14 protein-coding genes are annotated in these 16,126 nt (G+C 38.8%); all 14 read right to left on the bottom strand.

All coding sequences use genetic code 11. From position 1 onward, the window contains the following. Positions 1-9: 9 nt before the first annotated feature. Complete coding sequence (locus FH508_RS02145; protein WP_173478699.1) at positions 10-813, bottom strand: putative metalloprotease CJM1_0395 family protein; 804 nt, start codon at positions 811-813, stop codon at positions 10-12. Positions 814-1,161: 348 nt separating this feature from the next. Beyond that, a complete protein-coding gene (locus FH508_RS02140) occupies positions 1,162-1,740 on the bottom strand; it encodes a VanZ family protein (RefSeq protein ID WP_228134354.1) in 579 nt (192 codons plus the stop codon). A gap of 126 nt (positions 1,741-1,866) precedes the next feature. Further along, positions 1,867-3,405 carry an acyl-CoA carboxylase subunit beta gene (locus tag FH508_RS02135; RefSeq protein ID WP_173478701.1) on the bottom strand — a complete coding sequence of 513 codons (1,539 nt, stop codon included), beginning with the start codon at positions 3,403-3,405 and terminating at the stop codon, positions 1,867-1,869. Positions 3,406-3,429: 24 nt separating this feature from the next. Continuing rightward, positions 3,430-4,215, bottom strand: a complete 786-nt coding sequence (locus FH508_RS02130) for an enoyl-CoA hydratase (RefSeq protein WP_173478702.1) — start codon at positions 4,213-4,215, stop codon at positions 3,430-3,432. Next, entirely contained in the window at positions 4,212-5,129 is a 918-nt protein-coding gene (locus tag FH508_RS02125; protein ID WP_139860473.1) for a hydroxymethylglutaryl-CoA lyase, read from the bottom strand. Before FH508_RS02125 ends, FH508_RS02130 begins: the two co-directional genes overlap by 4 nt. Positions 5,130-5,141: 12 nt before the next feature. Next, the gene (locus FH508_RS02120) at positions 5,142-5,354 is read right to left on the bottom strand and encodes an acetyl-CoA carboxylase biotin carboxyl carrier protein subunit (RefSeq protein ID WP_139860471.1); all 213 of its coding nucleotides are present in this window, start codon (positions 5,352-5,354) and stop codon (positions 5,142-5,144) included. 198 nt (positions 5,355-5,552) lie between these two features. Further along, positions 5,553-6,911 carry an acetyl-CoA carboxylase biotin carboxylase subunit gene (locus FH508_RS02115; RefSeq protein ID WP_173478703.1) on the bottom strand — a complete coding sequence of 453 codons (1,359 nt, stop codon included), beginning with the start codon at positions 6,909-6,911 and terminating at the stop codon, positions 5,553-5,555. Between the two features lie 15 nt (positions 6,912-6,926). Further along, complete coding sequence (locus FH508_RS02110) at positions 6,927-8,567, bottom strand: AMP-binding protein (protein WP_173478704.1); 1,641 nt, start codon at positions 8,565-8,567, stop codon at positions 6,927-6,929. Positions 8,568-8,600: 33 nt separating this feature from the next. After that, a complete protein-coding gene (locus FH508_RS02105; protein ID WP_139859791.1) occupies positions 8,601-9,743 on the bottom strand; it encodes an acyl-CoA dehydrogenase in 1,143 nt (380 codons plus the stop codon). Between the two features lie 87 nt (positions 9,744-9,830). Continuing rightward, the gene (locus tag FH508_RS02100; RefSeq protein WP_139859797.1) at positions 9,831-10,481 is read right to left on the bottom strand and encodes a TetR/AcrR family transcriptional regulator; all 651 of its coding nucleotides are present in this window, start codon (positions 10,479-10,481) and stop codon (positions 9,831-9,833) included. Positions 10,482-10,887: 406 nt separating this feature from the next. Beyond that, entirely contained in the window at positions 10,888-11,826 is a 939-nt protein-coding gene (locus FH508_RS02095; protein ID WP_139859793.1) for an ROK family protein, read from the bottom strand. Between the two features lie 30 nt (positions 11,827-11,856). Further along, positions 11,857-12,549 carry a copper homeostasis protein CutC gene (locus FH508_RS02090; protein WP_139859795.1) on the bottom strand — a complete coding sequence of 231 codons (693 nt, stop codon included), beginning with the start codon at positions 12,547-12,549 and terminating at the stop codon, positions 11,857-11,859. Positions 12,550-12,551: 2 nt separating this feature from the next. Next, positions 12,552-13,991 (bottom strand): leucyl aminopeptidase family protein, encoded by a 1,440-nt coding sequence (locus FH508_RS02085; protein WP_173478705.1) that lies wholly within the window; start codon positions 13,989-13,991, stop codon positions 12,552-12,554. 123 nt (positions 13,992-14,114) lie between these two features. Beyond that, positions 14,115-16,115, bottom strand: coding sequence for an alpha-amylase family protein (locus tag FH508_RS02080; protein ID WP_228134353.1), 2,001 nt, complete (start codon positions 16,113-16,115; stop codon positions 14,115-14,117). Positions 16,116-16,126: the final 11 nt, after the last annotated feature.

The raw sequence follows: 16,126 nt of genomic DNA, 5'->3' as shown, positions 1-16,126 counted from the left end.
ATCTATCCTTTAGGCTGTCATTGAAAACGTTGAGTTGTCTCCATATAGATAGCCGCTTTTTGCCATTTGAATATGCGCAACATATTTTGCTGACGCCATTTTAAATGTCCGTGCTTTCAACGTCTCATCATACGTCTTACCGAAAATTGTATCTGCTAATGGATCTAAATTCAATTCCTTTGAAAATCGTTCTGGCACCTTTACATCAATTGTTTCCGTCACAAAAGATGGTTCAAGCTCCTTCAGTAATGTTTCATCTAGCTCTGTAGCATTGATATCTGCCTGAATTTGTTGCATTTGAGCATCTGCACTAGCTGCTATACGTAAATCTTGCGGAGATGGAACTGTAGGTGTTAGTGCCGCACTTCGAACCTGCTGTAAAATTTGCAATGTGTCCGCACTTTCAGCATCCGTATTAATTTCCGCTCCACCTAAATCTTCTAATGCCGTAAATTGGTCCGTATCTGTTTCTTTTAACCGTGATAAAGAGGGCGATTCCCCTATATCACTGCCAGTTGTTTTAAATGCATGTTCATGAGCCCTTACACTTTTTTCTGTTTGTTGTAAGTCTTGCATCATCGCCTGTTGCTGTGGCGTTACGTCTTTAGATTCCTCTTTATGTTGCTCATATAAATCTTGATCTTGGCGTCCTAATAATAGATTTTCAAGCTCTAGCAATATCGGATTTTTTTCTGGTTGGAAATACTGTGCATTTTTTCGATAAGCATCACCAGCCTCTTTGCGCTGAAGGATTTTCTTACGATTATAATAAGCAGATTGTCTCTCTTGCTCCATCATGTTTGATAGTTTCATATCCTCACCTCGACTTTCTTTTTAATATGCAAGTTTAGTAGTAAATATGAACAACTTTCTATTCCCTATTTTTATTCAAACTGAACTGTTTCTGTACTATTATTATCGGAATTTTCTCTCTTAAATTCAAGCAAAAATCACTACGAACCTCCTAAAGAAACAATATAAAAATTTTTTAATAGGTAAAAATACCCTATTAATTAAAGTGATTTTATTGTTATTACTTCTCTTTATTACTTTTTCATTTATTTTCATTAAAATTTATCACATTAAATACCTGTAAAATAGTGCTAATCGATAATAAAAAACAGCCCATTTTAAATGGACTGTTTCTTCTACAAACGAACTTTACGCTCGTTTTTTGGGCATAATAAGCACACATTTATAAGCTAAGTATCCAAACCAGGCACCTAGCGTATTTAAAATTAAATCATCAACATCTGCAGAACCAACCGTAAAAATAAATTGTACGGTTTCAACAGCAAGGCTAGAGAAAAAGCCTATACAAATAATTACCCACGCCTTTCGAAACCTCTTTGACAGTAGCGGTAACAAAAAACCCATCGGTGTAAAAATTAATAAATTGCCTAATAAGTTTACGACAATCAAGTCTAAATTAAAATATTGTGAGTAGTTGATATAACGTAAAATCGTTTCAAACGGTATAAAATTTGTCGTTACCCGCCAGCTACTATAATCAAACAAACCCATCTCGCTTAAAGAATAATTGCCTCTGAACAACATAATACAAACTTCGACTAAACGATTAATTACTAGCTTGTAAAAGGCAATACATGTGTAAAAGCTAAAAAACACCCAACCTATTACTTTAAGTTGTATGTAATACGTATCAATCCACGCTCGAAATGGTAATGGTAGCTTGGCATCACCTTGGATACTGGATATATTATTTTTTGCCATGCTCATTCACCCACTTCCTCTTATCCATCCCATATTTTAATATGTCTGACCGTACACATGCAAGGGGTGAAATATATCAAAAAATGCACTCCAGCATAAACTGGGTGCATTTTTTGATGAAAGTGTTTCTTCTTATACTGGATTCACACCATGCTTCCGTTGAGAAAATAACAAGTATTTAGACATATACAAGTCCAAACGTGTTTCTAATGCTTTTCGTAAATCATTTGGCTCAATGACATCATCAATAATTAGCTCAGATGCTAAGCGATAAATGTCAATTTCCTCTTGATATTCTTTTCTCTTCTCAGCAATAAAGCTTGCTTGTTCTTCTTTTGGTAGTTCAGCAATTTTATTGGCATATACTGCATTTACCGCTGCCTCTGGCCCCATTACGGCTATTTGTGCGTTCGACAACGCAATACAGCAATCAGGCTCGAAAGCTGGACCTGCCATTGCATAAAGCCCTGCACCATACGCCTTACGGACAATTACAGTTAGCTTCGGTACAGTTGCCTCGCTCATTGCAAAAATCATTTTTGCGCCGTGACGAATAATGCCTGCCTTTTCAACCTGTGTGCCAATCATAAATCCTGGTACGTCTACAAGGAATATTAATGGAATATTAAAGGCATCACATAATGAAATAAATTTTGCTGCTTTGTCAGCCGAATCGTGGAACAATACGCCCCCCTTCACACGAGGTTGGTTGGCGATAATACCAACTGATTGTCCATTAATACGGCCAAGACCTGTTATTAATTCTGCGGCAAATAATTTTTTCACTTCACAGAAAGAATCTTCATCAATCAACCGATCAATTAACTGATACATATCAAATGGCGAGTTTTGATTTTTAGGAATTAATTCTTCAATTGATTTTTCAAATGTTGCTGGCGGCTTTGGAGCCTCCACTTTACTACGTTCCGCATAGTTATTCGGGAAATAGCTTAAGTATTTACGAGCATAAGCAATCGCTTCTTGTTCTGTTTTTACTAGGACGTCCCCACAACCAGAAACGGAACAATGCATTTTAGCGCCACCCATTGTTTCTAAATCTACTTTTTCACCGATGACCATTTCTGCCATACGTGGTGACCCTAAATACATAGATGCGTTGCCTTCTACCATCACCACAATATCAGAAAATGCAGGAATATAAGCGCCTCCAGCTGCAGAAGGACCAAACAGCAAGCAAATTTGCGGTACTTTACCTGAAAGTTTTACTTGATTGTAGAAAATTCGTCCTGCCCCACGACGACCAGGGAACATCTCTAACTGATCTGTAATACGCGCACCTGCTGAATCCACTAAATAAAATAATGGACAATTTAGCTTCTCCGCCGTTTCTTGAATACGAATCATTTTTTCTACTGTACGTTTTCCCCAAGACCCTGCTTTAATTGTCGAATCATTAGCTAACACACATACTGTACGACCGTGGATTTTACCGATACCTGTAATAACACCATCTGCTGGTAAATCACCTGCTAAACAGTTCGCGTAAAGCCCATCTTCCGACTGAAGTCCATCATCTAGTAATAATTCTAGTCGCTCTCGAACAAATAGCTTGCCTTGTTGTGCATTTTTATCGTGATATTTTGGCAGTCCCCCTGCTAAAATTTGTTCCTTCATCGCATTTGATGTGTTTTCTGTAGATATATTGCTCATGTCCAATTCCCCCTTTGCAGTCCATTACTTTCCTGAGTATTGCGGTGCTCTTTTTTCCTGGAAAGCTTGTAAGCCCTCCAAGCGATCTTCAGTTGGAATAAGTGCGCTATATGCAAGTGACTCGATTTTCAAGCCTGTAGCTAAATCTACTTCCACACCATTATTAATAGCATTTTTCGCTTGAATTAATGACAATGGCGCATTTTTTGCCATTTCAAGTGCAAGCTGTTGCGCTTTTTCTTGCACTTCATGCCCCTCATATACATATTCCACAATACCGAGGTGTTTCGCTTGCTCGGCATCGATTCGACGTGCTGTATAAATTAGTTCCTTCGCTTTTCCAATTCCAATTAATCGCGGTAAGCGTTGTGTTCCACCTGCTCCTGGAATAATGCCAAGAGAAGTTTCCGTAAGACCAACCTTGATATGTGTCGCCGCTATGCGTAAATCGCAAGCTAAAGCGAGTTCTAGTCCGCCCCCAAATGCGACGCCATTTAACACTGCAATGACAGGCTGAGCTAATGACTCTACTTTGGCAATGGTTGCTCCGATTAATTGCACAACTTGTTTTACTTGATGATCAGACATTCCTTTACGCTCTTTTAAATCTGCCCCAGCACAAAATGCCTTTTCCCCTGCGCCTGATAGTAAAACAACACGTACTGCTGGATCAGCATTTATTTTATCTAGCGTAGCACTAAGGTCGTTTAATAATTGTACTGACATGGCATTTGCAGCTTCCGCTCTAGAAAGTGTAATGAGCCCTATATTACCTGGTAATAAATCAAATTGAACGAGTTGTTGTGTCACGTGACATTGGCACTCCCTTCATTACGAACAATAGCCATTTGTTTAGATGCAACGTCCTTCCCTAGCTTTTGTTCTATAAATAGTACCGCTTCTAACAGCCTTTGCTTATTAACACCTGTTTCGATACCCATTCCTTCTAATAGATACAACAAATCTTCTGTGGCTACATTACCTGTTGCACCTTTCGCATAAGGGCAACCGCCCAGACCACCGAGTGCACTATCAAATTTTGTAATACCCATTTCTAATGATTTCATAATATTAGCTAGCGCTGTACCACGCGTATCATGGAAGTGCAGCGCAAATTTTTCAGCTGGATACCTCTTTAGCAACTCTTCTAAAAGATGCTCAACCTGCGTCGGTACGCCAACGCCGATTGTATCGCCAAGCGATATTTCATCAACGCCCATTTCCAATAATTTATCTGTTACTTGTAAAACCTTTTCTGGGTGTATGTAACCCTCATAAGGGCAACCAATTACTGTTGAGATATAACCACGTACATGCTTATTTGCTGCCTTTGCCCCTTCAACTACTTCCTTCATGATCGGAAATGTTTCGTGAATCGTTTTATTGATATTTTTTTGATTATGACTTTCACTAGCAGACATAAAAATGCTTGCTTCATCGATGCCTGCTAGCAATGCCCGTTCTAGTCCTCGCATGTTTGGCACGAGTGCCGCATACGTTATGTCCTTTTCTCGCTTAATAGCTTGCAACACTTCTACTGCATCTGCTAATTGAGGAATCCACTTCGGATGGACGAAAGACGTTACTTCTATATAATTTAATCCCGTCCGACTAAGTAAATTTACTAGCTGTACTTTATCTGCAGTCGCGATGTGTACCTTTTCGTTTTGCAAACCGTCCCGAGGCCCTACTTCCTTTAACGTAACATGCTTTGGTAATTGCATAGAAATGCCTCCCTATTCAATTTCTAAAATATCATCATCAACGTTAATGAAATCGCCTTCGTTCGCAATAATTTTTGTTACAACGCCATCCTCTTCGGCAGCTATCGGTATCTCCATTTTCATTGACTCTAAAATTGCTACGTCTTGCCCTGCTGTTACTTTATCGCCTTCTGCCACTACGATTTTCCATACTGTTCCTGCCATGCTCGCTTTTACTGTTGCCATATAAATCCCTCCAAATAGTTGGTGTACTTGCTTCAAGTGACAGCTATCACTCAAATCAATACACATATATTCATTTAGTAACGCATGCCTACTAGCACATGCTTTGCATAAGCTCCTCAGTATGAAAACATCTGACCGTCAACACGAGCTATTTCTTATAAACTCGTTGCTACGAATGTCTAAATCATGAACTTATCCTTATTTTGTTTCTGTTAATTGTGGTAAATAAAACTCCTCCACAAATTTCGTTGTTGTATGCCCTTTTAAAAATTGCTCGTGGGTTACAGTTTTCAAAAGCATCGGTATATTTGTTTGTATTCCTTCAATTTTGTAATCTTGTAGTGCTTGTATTAGACGCTCACAGGCAATTGCTCGCGTTTCACCCCATACTACTAATTTACTAATCATTGGATCATAGAAAGGTGTCACAGTTGAGCCTGCTTCTACACCACATTCATGTCGGATACCTTCTCCTAGCGGTAATACTAGCTCTGTAATTTTGCCTGGAGACGGGAAAAATGTTGTCGGGTTTTCCGCATAAATGCGTACTTCAATCGCATGCCCTTGTTTGTCAATGCTATCGCGTGTAAAGCTTAACGGTTGTCGCGCCGCTACTTTCAACTGTTCTTCCACAAGATCCAGCTTCGTTATTTCTTCTGTTACTGGATGCTCTACTTGCAGACGTGTATTCATCTCTAAGAAATAAAAATTTTGCTCTGCATCTACTAAATATTCAATTGTTCCTGCGTTTACATAACCGATATGCTTCACTGCTTGCACAGATGCTTCTAGCATTTTTGCTCGCGTTTCCTCAGAGATAAATGGAGATGGTGCTTCTTCAACCACTTTTTGATTGCGGCGTTGAATTGAACATTCTCGTTCAAATAATGGCACGACATTTCCTTCATAATCAGCGATAATCTGTACTTCAACATGATGTGGATTAGCTATGAAACGTTCCATGTACATCGTGCCATCACCAAAAAATGATTGTGCACGTTTCTGATTACCCTCGAAGGCTTTCTCCAACTCCTCAGCATCAGACACTAACTGCATGCCGATACCACCACCCCCAGCAGACGCTTTCAGCATAATCGGATAACCTAAACGGGAAGCGATTTCAACTGCTTCTGAAACGTCTTTGACAGGCGTTTCAACTCCTTCTACAATCGGGACACCTGCAGATTTCATCGTCTTTCGGGCTTCCAATTTACTGCCCATGGACGCAATCACTGAAGCGCTAGGTCCAATAAATACTAGACCAGCCTCTGTACAACGTTTTGCAAAATCAGCGTTTTCCGAAAGTAAGCCATATCCTGGATGAACAGCGTCAGCCCCGCTTTCTTTTGCAATTTCAAGAATGCGATCAATATTTAAATAGCTTTGAACAACAGGCGGCTTACCAACGCAGTATGCCTCGTCTGCATCTTTCACATGTAAGCTTTCAGCATCCGCCTCAGAATATACCGCCACCGTTTGAATATTGAGTCGCTTACAAGTGCGTATAATACGTCTAGCAATTTCACCACGATTTGCAATTAATACTTTCTTGAACATTGTCTTGCCCCCTCCCTAATTGACCTTCACTGCTGCCACAAAATCTTCACGTAGTTTAAACTTCTGCACTTTTCCTGAGGCAGTCATTGGGTAGCTATCGATAAAGAAAATATGTCGCGGAATTTTATGTTTAGAAATTTTATCTCGGCAAAAAGCTCGGATTTCCTCTTCTGTCGCCTGTTCCCCTTCTCGCAATATAATCCATGCAGCGGCTTCTTCACCGTACTTAGGATCAGGAACGCCCGCTACTTGTACATCAGCGATTTTTGGAAATGTATATAAAAACTCCTCGATTTCACGTGGATATAAATTTTCACCACCACGAATAATCATGTCCTTTAAACGGCCTGTAACCCTGATATAACCTTCTTCATCCATCGTTGCTAAATCACCCGTATGAAGCCAGCCATCGTGATCAATTGCAAGTTGTGTTTCCTCTTGGTTGTTATAGTAACCTTTCATCACGTGGTAGCCTCTTGTACATAGCTCGCCTTGCTCATTTGTTGCCGCTTCTACATCTGTACCAGGAACGACAATTTTAACTTCTAGATTTGGTAATGCCCTACCTACAGTCTCTACTTTTAAATGGAATGGGTCATCTGCTCTCGTTTGAGTAATAACAGGAGAAGATTCCGTTTGACCATAACAAATAGTGACATCAGTCATCCCCATTTTCTCGATGACTGCTTTCATCACTTCAATTGGGCAATTGGAACCTGCCATTACGCCCGTACGCAATGTCGATAAGTTGTATGACGAAAAATTCTGCAAATTCAATTCACTAATAAACATTGTCGGTACTCCGTGTAATGCAGTGCACTTTTCTTTTTCAACTGTTCGTAATACTTCCGCTGGAGAAAATTCTTGCACTGGCACCATTGTTCCACCACTTGTAGTAATGGCTAACGTACCAATTACACAGCCAAAGCAATGGAAGAATGGCACTGGAATACATAAGCGATCCTCTGACGTTAAGCGCATACATTCGGCAATGTTCACCGCATTATTGACTAAGTTATAATGCGTTAACATAACCCCTTTTGGAAACCCTGTTGTTCCTGATGTATATTGAATATTAATGACATCATCATAATGGAGTGAAGCCTGTATTTGATCTAATTGTTGCTCTGTTACTTGCTCCGCAGCTGCCAGTACATCTGACCAGTTAAGTACTCCTGGATATTTTGTTTCGCCAATTAAAATAACATTTTTCAATAAAGGTAGACGCTCTGATTGCAATTTACCAGGTTCGCAATTTTCTAACTCTGGGCAAATTTCCTGGAGTGTATTCATAAAAGAATGGTCCCGATAATTTTCGATTAAAATTATCGTTTTAGCATCGGATTGTCTTAGTAAATATTCCAGTTCATGTGCACGATAATTTGTGTTTACCGTAACGATTGGCGCCCCCATCTTTCCTGTGCCAAACTGTAACTGTACCCATTCAGGAACATTTGTCGTCCACACTGCGATATGATCTCCCTTTTCAATACCAAGGGCCATTAATCCTCTCGCAACTAAACGACTTTGATGATTTAACTCCTCATAAGTCATACGTAAGTCTCTATCTGCATACACTAGCGCTTCATTTTTAGGATATTTTTTAGACTGTTCATCGAGCAATTGACCAATTGTTTGATACACAAGTTCTGCCATGAAAATCCCCCTTAAATATGCTATTTAATGTTTTTAACAGCCAATTAGACGAGAAATAACGAGACGTTGAATTTCAGATGTACCTTCACCGATTTCCATTAATTTAATATCACGTAAATGACGTTCTACATCATATTCCTTCATATAACCTGAACCACCATGAATTTGAATGGCTTGATTGCAAGTTCGGAAGCCCATCTCTGATGCGAATAACTTCGCCATCGCTGCTTCCTTAGCAAATGGTTTTTTCTGATCTTTAAGCCATGCTGCTTTATGTACAAGTGTACGAGCAAGCTCTATTTCCATTGCCATATCGGCTAATTTAAACTGTATTGCTTGTAACTTGGAGATTGGTGCTCCAAATTGCTCGCGTTCGTTCGCATACTTTAATGCTTTTTCATAAGCAGACTGTGCAATGCCGACTGATAAAGCCGCTATGGAAATACGTCCACCATCTAACGTATTTAAAAACTGGCTGAACCCACGTTTTTCGTCCCCTAATAGATTCGTTTTTGGAACGCGCACATTTTGCAAAATAATTTCGCATGTATTGGAGCCACGTACGCCCATTTTGTCGTAATTACAATTGATTGTGACACCAGGTGTGTTTGTTGGCACAATAATTGATGAGATAATTTTTTTGCCATCTTCACGCTTGCCAGTTACTGCCGTGACAATAATTTGTCTTGCATGGCCTGCATTTGTAATCCAGCATTTTTCACCGTTAATAACGTAATCATCGCCGTCAACGACTGCTGTTGTACGTGTTCCACCCGCATCAGACCCTGCATTCGGCTCCGTTAAACCGAAAGCACCTAATGTTTCGCCTTTTGCTAAAGGTACAAGCCATTCACGCTTTTGTTCTTCCGTTCCAAAATTATAAATTGGAGCGGCACCTAAGCTTACCGCTGCTGCATAGCTTAAACCCGTACCACCACAAGCGCGCCCAATTTCCTCGACAGCAATTGCATAGGACACCGTATCTCCACCAGAACCACCATATTCCTCAGGAAACGGGATACCCAATAAGCCTAGCTCTGCCATTTTTTCAAAGCTTTCTATTCTCATTGTTGATGTCTCGTCGACTTCACGAGCGTAAGGTTTAATCTCTTTCTCTGCAAAATCACGTACCATGTCTCGAATCATCGCTTGCTCTTTCGTTAGTTCAAAGTTCATTCCCATTTCCCCCTAGTTTCCAATTTGCCATAGCGGATTTCTTTCAGACGACAGTTACACAAATCTGGACCGACTAGTCGGTCGGTTTTAAAGATTAATAAAACCAGCTATTTCTTCTGGCTTTTCCTTGACCATAAATTGAGTTGCTTCTTCCATAGCTTGCTCTGTCACAATTGCTCGTAATATCATATCCGTAAATACTTCTGTAATTTCCTCCATTGTTAATGGACCTGTTTGTTTAAACCACATATATGTCCAGTTAATCATCCCTACAATGGCCATTGTTACAATCGTACAAGGTAATTCAGCACGAAAATCTTTCGTGTGCTGTCCTTCTTCAATCACCTTTTGTAATATTTCCCGATATTGGTCCCGCTTTTTATGAATGATTACACTATATTCTTCTGACAACGAACGGCTTTCTTCATAAAATACAGTAATATGGGCTTGATACACATCAAACACTTGTGTCAGCGTTTGAAGCATTGCACATAAGCGTTCAATAGGTGTATCGTATTTGTCATAAGCTTCCTGTGATTGTTTGATAACATAGGAAATAAACACATCATGTACTTCATATAACAATTCATCTTTCGATTTAAAGTTATGATAAAATCCACCTTTTGATGCACCGATATATTCCACAATGCGATCAACTGTTACGTTATGATAGCCATCTTGCTGAAACAACACTACAGAAGCGTCTACAATTCTTTGTTTTAACGTTTTTTTTACCATAGGCACCTATCATCCTTCTTTATAACACTTACCCCTTTGTTCCTTATAATTAGGACGTAATTAGGACGTGTATTCACTTAATTTTCCTAATTATAAAAATACTATGACTCCTTTAATATAGCATTCTCAAAAATTGGTGTCTAGTTCCATAAAACAATTTAATAGCATGAAAGAGAATTTTTTTACATTAAACAGCATATAAAACCTCCGCTTTTAACAACAAACGTATTTCCTTCTAAAGCTTCATCTGCAAAATACACACATTAACTATATGCTCAAATTTCCCATGTCATAACTCCATTCACAGTGACAGGCACTCAAACAATTCTGAACTTTCCCCCAAGTAAAAACCCACGAAGTCTCCTGCGCGCAGAAAGCTAAGTGGGTTTTTAGAGGTGACAGGCACTCAAACAATTAAATGGGCCGCACCAATTAATGCTGCGTTCTCAAACAATTGCGAACGTCTTATTTCATATGTATTTCGATAGGAAGGAAGGACGTAGGTTTCGGTCACTTCTTCAATCTTTTCCATAAATCGAGAAGTTGTTTTCATAACACCGCCACCGAGTACAATGCAGTCTGGGTTAAATGTTTGTATAAAATTCGCCAAAACAATACCTACATATGTAGCCGCTTGCTCAATAATTTCTTGTGCAACTAAATCTCCTGATTCATATGCAGCAAACACCATTTTAGTATCAATCGGCCTTTGTTCTTGCTTCTCCATTTCAACCAGCATAGATGTACACTTTTTGATTGCGTCCACCGCATGTCGTTGAATCGATACTCCTGATGCATATACTTCTAAACAACCTAATTTGCCACAATTACATGTTGGTCCGTTCGGATTCACAGTGACATGCCCTATTTCGCCAGCTAACCTATTACTGCCAGTATATAGCTTTCGTTCAAAAATAATGCCGCCACCGATTCCAGTGCTTATCGTCATAAAAAGCATATTCTTTGATTGCTGGCCTGCCCCGAAGTTGAATTCTCCCCAAGTAGCTGCACTTGCATCATTGACAACTGTAATTTTCTTATCTAATTGTGCATTTAGCATCTGCCCTAAATGTACATTTCTCCAATCAAAAGTAGACCAATAGCGAATAATGCCGTGATCTGTATCAACTATCCCAGGCACGCCGACGCCTATACCTCTAATCTCGTAGCCTTCTGAAAGAGCATTTATCGCCTCTACTACTCTATTGACAACAATCTCTGGACCTTCGTGCCCTTTTGTATCCAGACGAATTTCCTTAATCATTTCCCCATCAACACTTAATAATCCAATGGCAATTTTTGTCCCACCCATATCTACTCCAACTAGGTACTCTTTTTGTTGCATTTTATTTCCCCCAATGGTCCACTGTGTCTACTATGCACGGGATAAAATTATATCCTTAACTTCTTTAATTTTATGTTCGTCTATAAAATGGTCAAAGCTGGATTGATGTCGAACACCAGATCCAAAATGAAATTCGGAAACGTTGACATGCTGTAAAAAGGATGGAAGGGTTTTAGGTGATAGACCCGATCCTGGCATGATTTGCATATGAGCGAGGCTTGCTTGTTGTTCTAAAGCTTGAATTTCACTAACCGCATCAAGTACTTTACTTTTGCCACCTGATGTTAAAATCCGTGATATTTCTTTATAGGACATTAGCGTTTGTAATGCCTTGGATTGGTCCTTTACATCGTCAAATGCTCGATGGAATGTAATATCCAATCCATCTGCTGCTTCAATTAATTGTTGTAAAATAAGCTCATCAATATTTTGCTCTTCGGTAAGTGCACCTACGACTATTCCACTCGCACCTAGCTGTTTACATATTTGAATATCTTTTAACATTATTTTCATATCATTTTGATCATAGCAAAATGAACGGCTGTGAGGACGAATCATTACATTTACTGGGATCGTTAATTCACTGCACACACTTTCAATCATCGCATAGCTCGGTGTGAGCCCTCCCTCGGCTATACCTGCGACCAATTCAATTCTGTCAGCTCCAGCTTTTTGTGCCGTTATCGCATCTGTTAAAGAAATTGCAATCACTTCAATAACCATATTTAGTCATTTCCTTTTCCTAGTTTACTATAGCTTTCTATGAAATCTGCCAATAATCGAACGCCATAACCTGATGCACCACGCACATGATACCCTGTCGTTTTAGGTGATTGAACAGGTGCCGCCATATCAATATGTCCCCATTTAACACCTTTAGGGACAAATTTTCTTAAAAACAGTGCAGCCGTAATAGAACCTGCAAGATTGTCTGAGCTAATATTGCAAATATCTGCATAATCACTCGCTAATGATTCCTCATATTGATCGATAAGTGGCATCGGCCATATAAAATCACCATTGTAACTTCCCAGCTTCTTCATTAATTCTGTAATCGACTCATCTCCGAATACACCTGCATATTTTAAGCCTAGCGCCGCACCAATGGAGCCCGTTAATGTAGCAATATCAATGATTACATCAGGCTTTAACCTTTCAGAATATAATAGAGCATCAGCTAAAATAAGCCTTCCTTCCGCATCTGTATTGCCAACTTGAACATGCAAATTATTAGCGAAACGAATAACTTCACCTGGTAAAAATGCCTTTTCATTAGGCAAGTTTTCAGCAATCGGCAACAGGGCAGTGACATTTACATCAACATTTTTTGAAGCGATTAAATCCATCGCACCAAATACAGCACCTGCCCCGCCCATATCCATACGCATATCGCTTATGTTAAGACCCGTTTTAATGCTAATACCACCGCTATCATAAGTCATACCTTTACCAATCAACACGATATGTGGCTTATTAACATTCGTACAGTATTTAATTTCTGCTAAATACGAAGAATATTGACTGCCTCTGCCAACTGCAAGTAGCCCATTTAAGTCAAGCTGTTGCAAGTCGTCTGTATTATAAATATTTACGGACAGATTTTTTCCTCCAAAATGCTGGCGAACTGTTTCAGCAAAAGTGTCTGGATTTAGATCTATTGGATCTGTATTACATAGGTCTCTCGTAAGATTTATACTGGTTGCACGTAACTTCCCAATGTGAATCGCTTCTAGTAACGCTTCTGTTTCGTCCAATAAAAAATAAACATTACAAGGTTTTATGAATTTCTTTTCTTGACGGTATTTTTGAAACTGGTAGGCTCCAAGCATCCAACCTTCTACAAAAGCAGTCACAGCATCTACTTGATTGAGATTCACTGCATTTAAAAAATCAAAAGATACTTGCATGTCATCATTTTCACTTGCGTTAGCCACTCTTGCTACTTCTCCTGCAGCTTCTCGTAAGCTTTCATAAGTAACGGTCTCATCGCTTCCTAACCCAACAATTAAGTAATCCTGTCCTCCCTGCTCTGTTTCATGTCTGAGCCAGTGACATTTATGTTTTTCAATCATCCATTTAGGAACTTGGAGAGATTGATGAGTTGATTGTAATACAGGATTTACAACAACTATATCCTTGTTCTGTTGCCCAAAATGAAATTCCATCTATCATCACATCTTTCATTTATCGTAATTAAGTTTCGAGCCTGCCTTTAACTATATTAAAAAGGAAAATATCTAAGATTATTTTTCTTAGACTATTTCCCTTTTTATAGTTTTTCAGTAACATTAATCGATATGTAGCATTAAATGTCCCTCGATTTTATCGACAGTAAAGTGTATATACGGTCCTTCAGCACTGTAACTTACCTCTGTTAATTCAGGCAGTTTTTTTACTGATGTCACCTTTGTCTCACCAACAAACATTCTAATCTCTGTGTTATAAAGTGGGATAATATCTTCAATCGTATAAATATCCTCTGAACGTTTCTCCGTAATATAATGAAGTGCATGCAAAATCTTTGCCCCTGTTGCCTTATCCTCATTTAATGATATCAACAATGTCGACGGACCATTATGAGCAATAAGCTTACTTTCGAGAAGATGGTCAATGGCATCTTTCATCATCCATTTACACCAAGCGAGTCCATTTTTTCGATATAGCTTGAAAATAGGGTGTGAGAAGTAAATGATATTTTGGCGTTTTGTCACTGCAGCATGTCCAAATGTATGCGATGATGGGGCATGTTGATGCGAACAAAATGTAGTGCCTTCTCTATTAAAGTAAGGTTTTACTGTCTGCATCAGTACCTCTGACTGTACAGGCTTAATTTCTAAACCTTTTAAATACATGACATATTCTTCTTTGTATAATTTTTTACCTATTACATCATTCGGTAAAACGAAATCACGGTCATACTTTGATTCACCAACATACACATTTCCATATAAATCTTCTTCGTTACTATTTTTATTAATTAGCGATTCATACGTACCAATAATTTTTCCGCCATTATTAGCATAAGCCTGTAGCTTTTGCTGTAATTCAGGAGAGTAGTCAATCACATCAGGTAAGATAATTAACTGATAGTCATTAAAGTCAATTTGACTGTCAATAATATTAAACTGATAAGACAACTCTTGTAGCATCCTAACGGCGCCGATTAATGCTGGATGGATACCTAAATTATGATCTCCTGGTGTATAAAATTCTTCAGGCGTTAATACCCCGATTTCTGCAACTGGCTTAGTATTCATACAGTATTTTTCTACTTCTTTCACTCTGCCATACACACTGCCGATTAATTCATAAGCCGCCTTCGATAATTTGCCATTTGGATGAAGTTGGTCTCCAATCGAACAACCAGCACCTAAAGCAAGCATATTGAAACATTCAAACTCTAATGCTGCCTTATTTTTCAGTGAGTGGAAATCACCCCAATACGTATGGAACTTGCCCGTCATACCAATGATGTCCTTGCCCAAAGTACGAGAATATCGCATCGTTGCAGGGAAATGATCATAGCCCCAGCCACCACTTGGTAAAGACTCAAGCTCCAAATGTGTATAATTATTTAAGCTACTTTTATTGCCTGGACCAATGTGAGAGCTATTATAGAAAATACCTGCATGTGGCACTCTAGTTCTAATAAAATCGCTAATCTCTGCTTTAAACTCCTCAAGCATCACCGTAGAATAATAGATTCGATCGACTCTATTTCCTGTGTCTAATCCTTTTCGCTCCATTTGTTCAAAACAATTTTTACAATTACAATCAACTTTAAATAAAATATCTAAAAAGAAGCCATCAATATTTTCGCTTTTTACTGTATCGATAATATCTTGTAAATGGTCTTTAAAATATTGTCTATAGCCGCTATTTAAGCAAATTGTATAGTAGAAATGTGGCTCAGGAACCCCCTGGCTATTAATGAATTGTCCATTTTCATCAATCGATAACCACTCAGGATGATGTTTGCTAATATAACCATCCCATTGAACAGTTGTATAAATCGGCACTTTAATATTATTTTTATGGCAAACCTCTATTTGTTCTAATAACAGGTTTTTATTTTCAAGATGTGGATGAATCAAATCTGGACGATGCTTTGAAGGGTAGTACAACCAGCCATGATGACATCTAGCAAAACAAGTAATCGAGTTTACATTGGCTTCTTTTAATGTCTCCACAAACTCCTCTGCAACGAAGTCCTTTCCAACCCCAGGGATATCTTCACTCGTATGAAAGTCTAAATGCACCTGTCTATAACGTAATTCGCTCAAATTCATAACCCCCTATT

This window comes from Lysinibacillus sp. CD3-6 (assembly GCF_006351725.2).
Lineage (GTDB): Bacteria > Bacillota > Bacilli > Bacillales_A > Planococcaceae > Lysinibacillus.
This window is presented reverse-complemented; position numbering and strand designations above follow the sequence as displayed.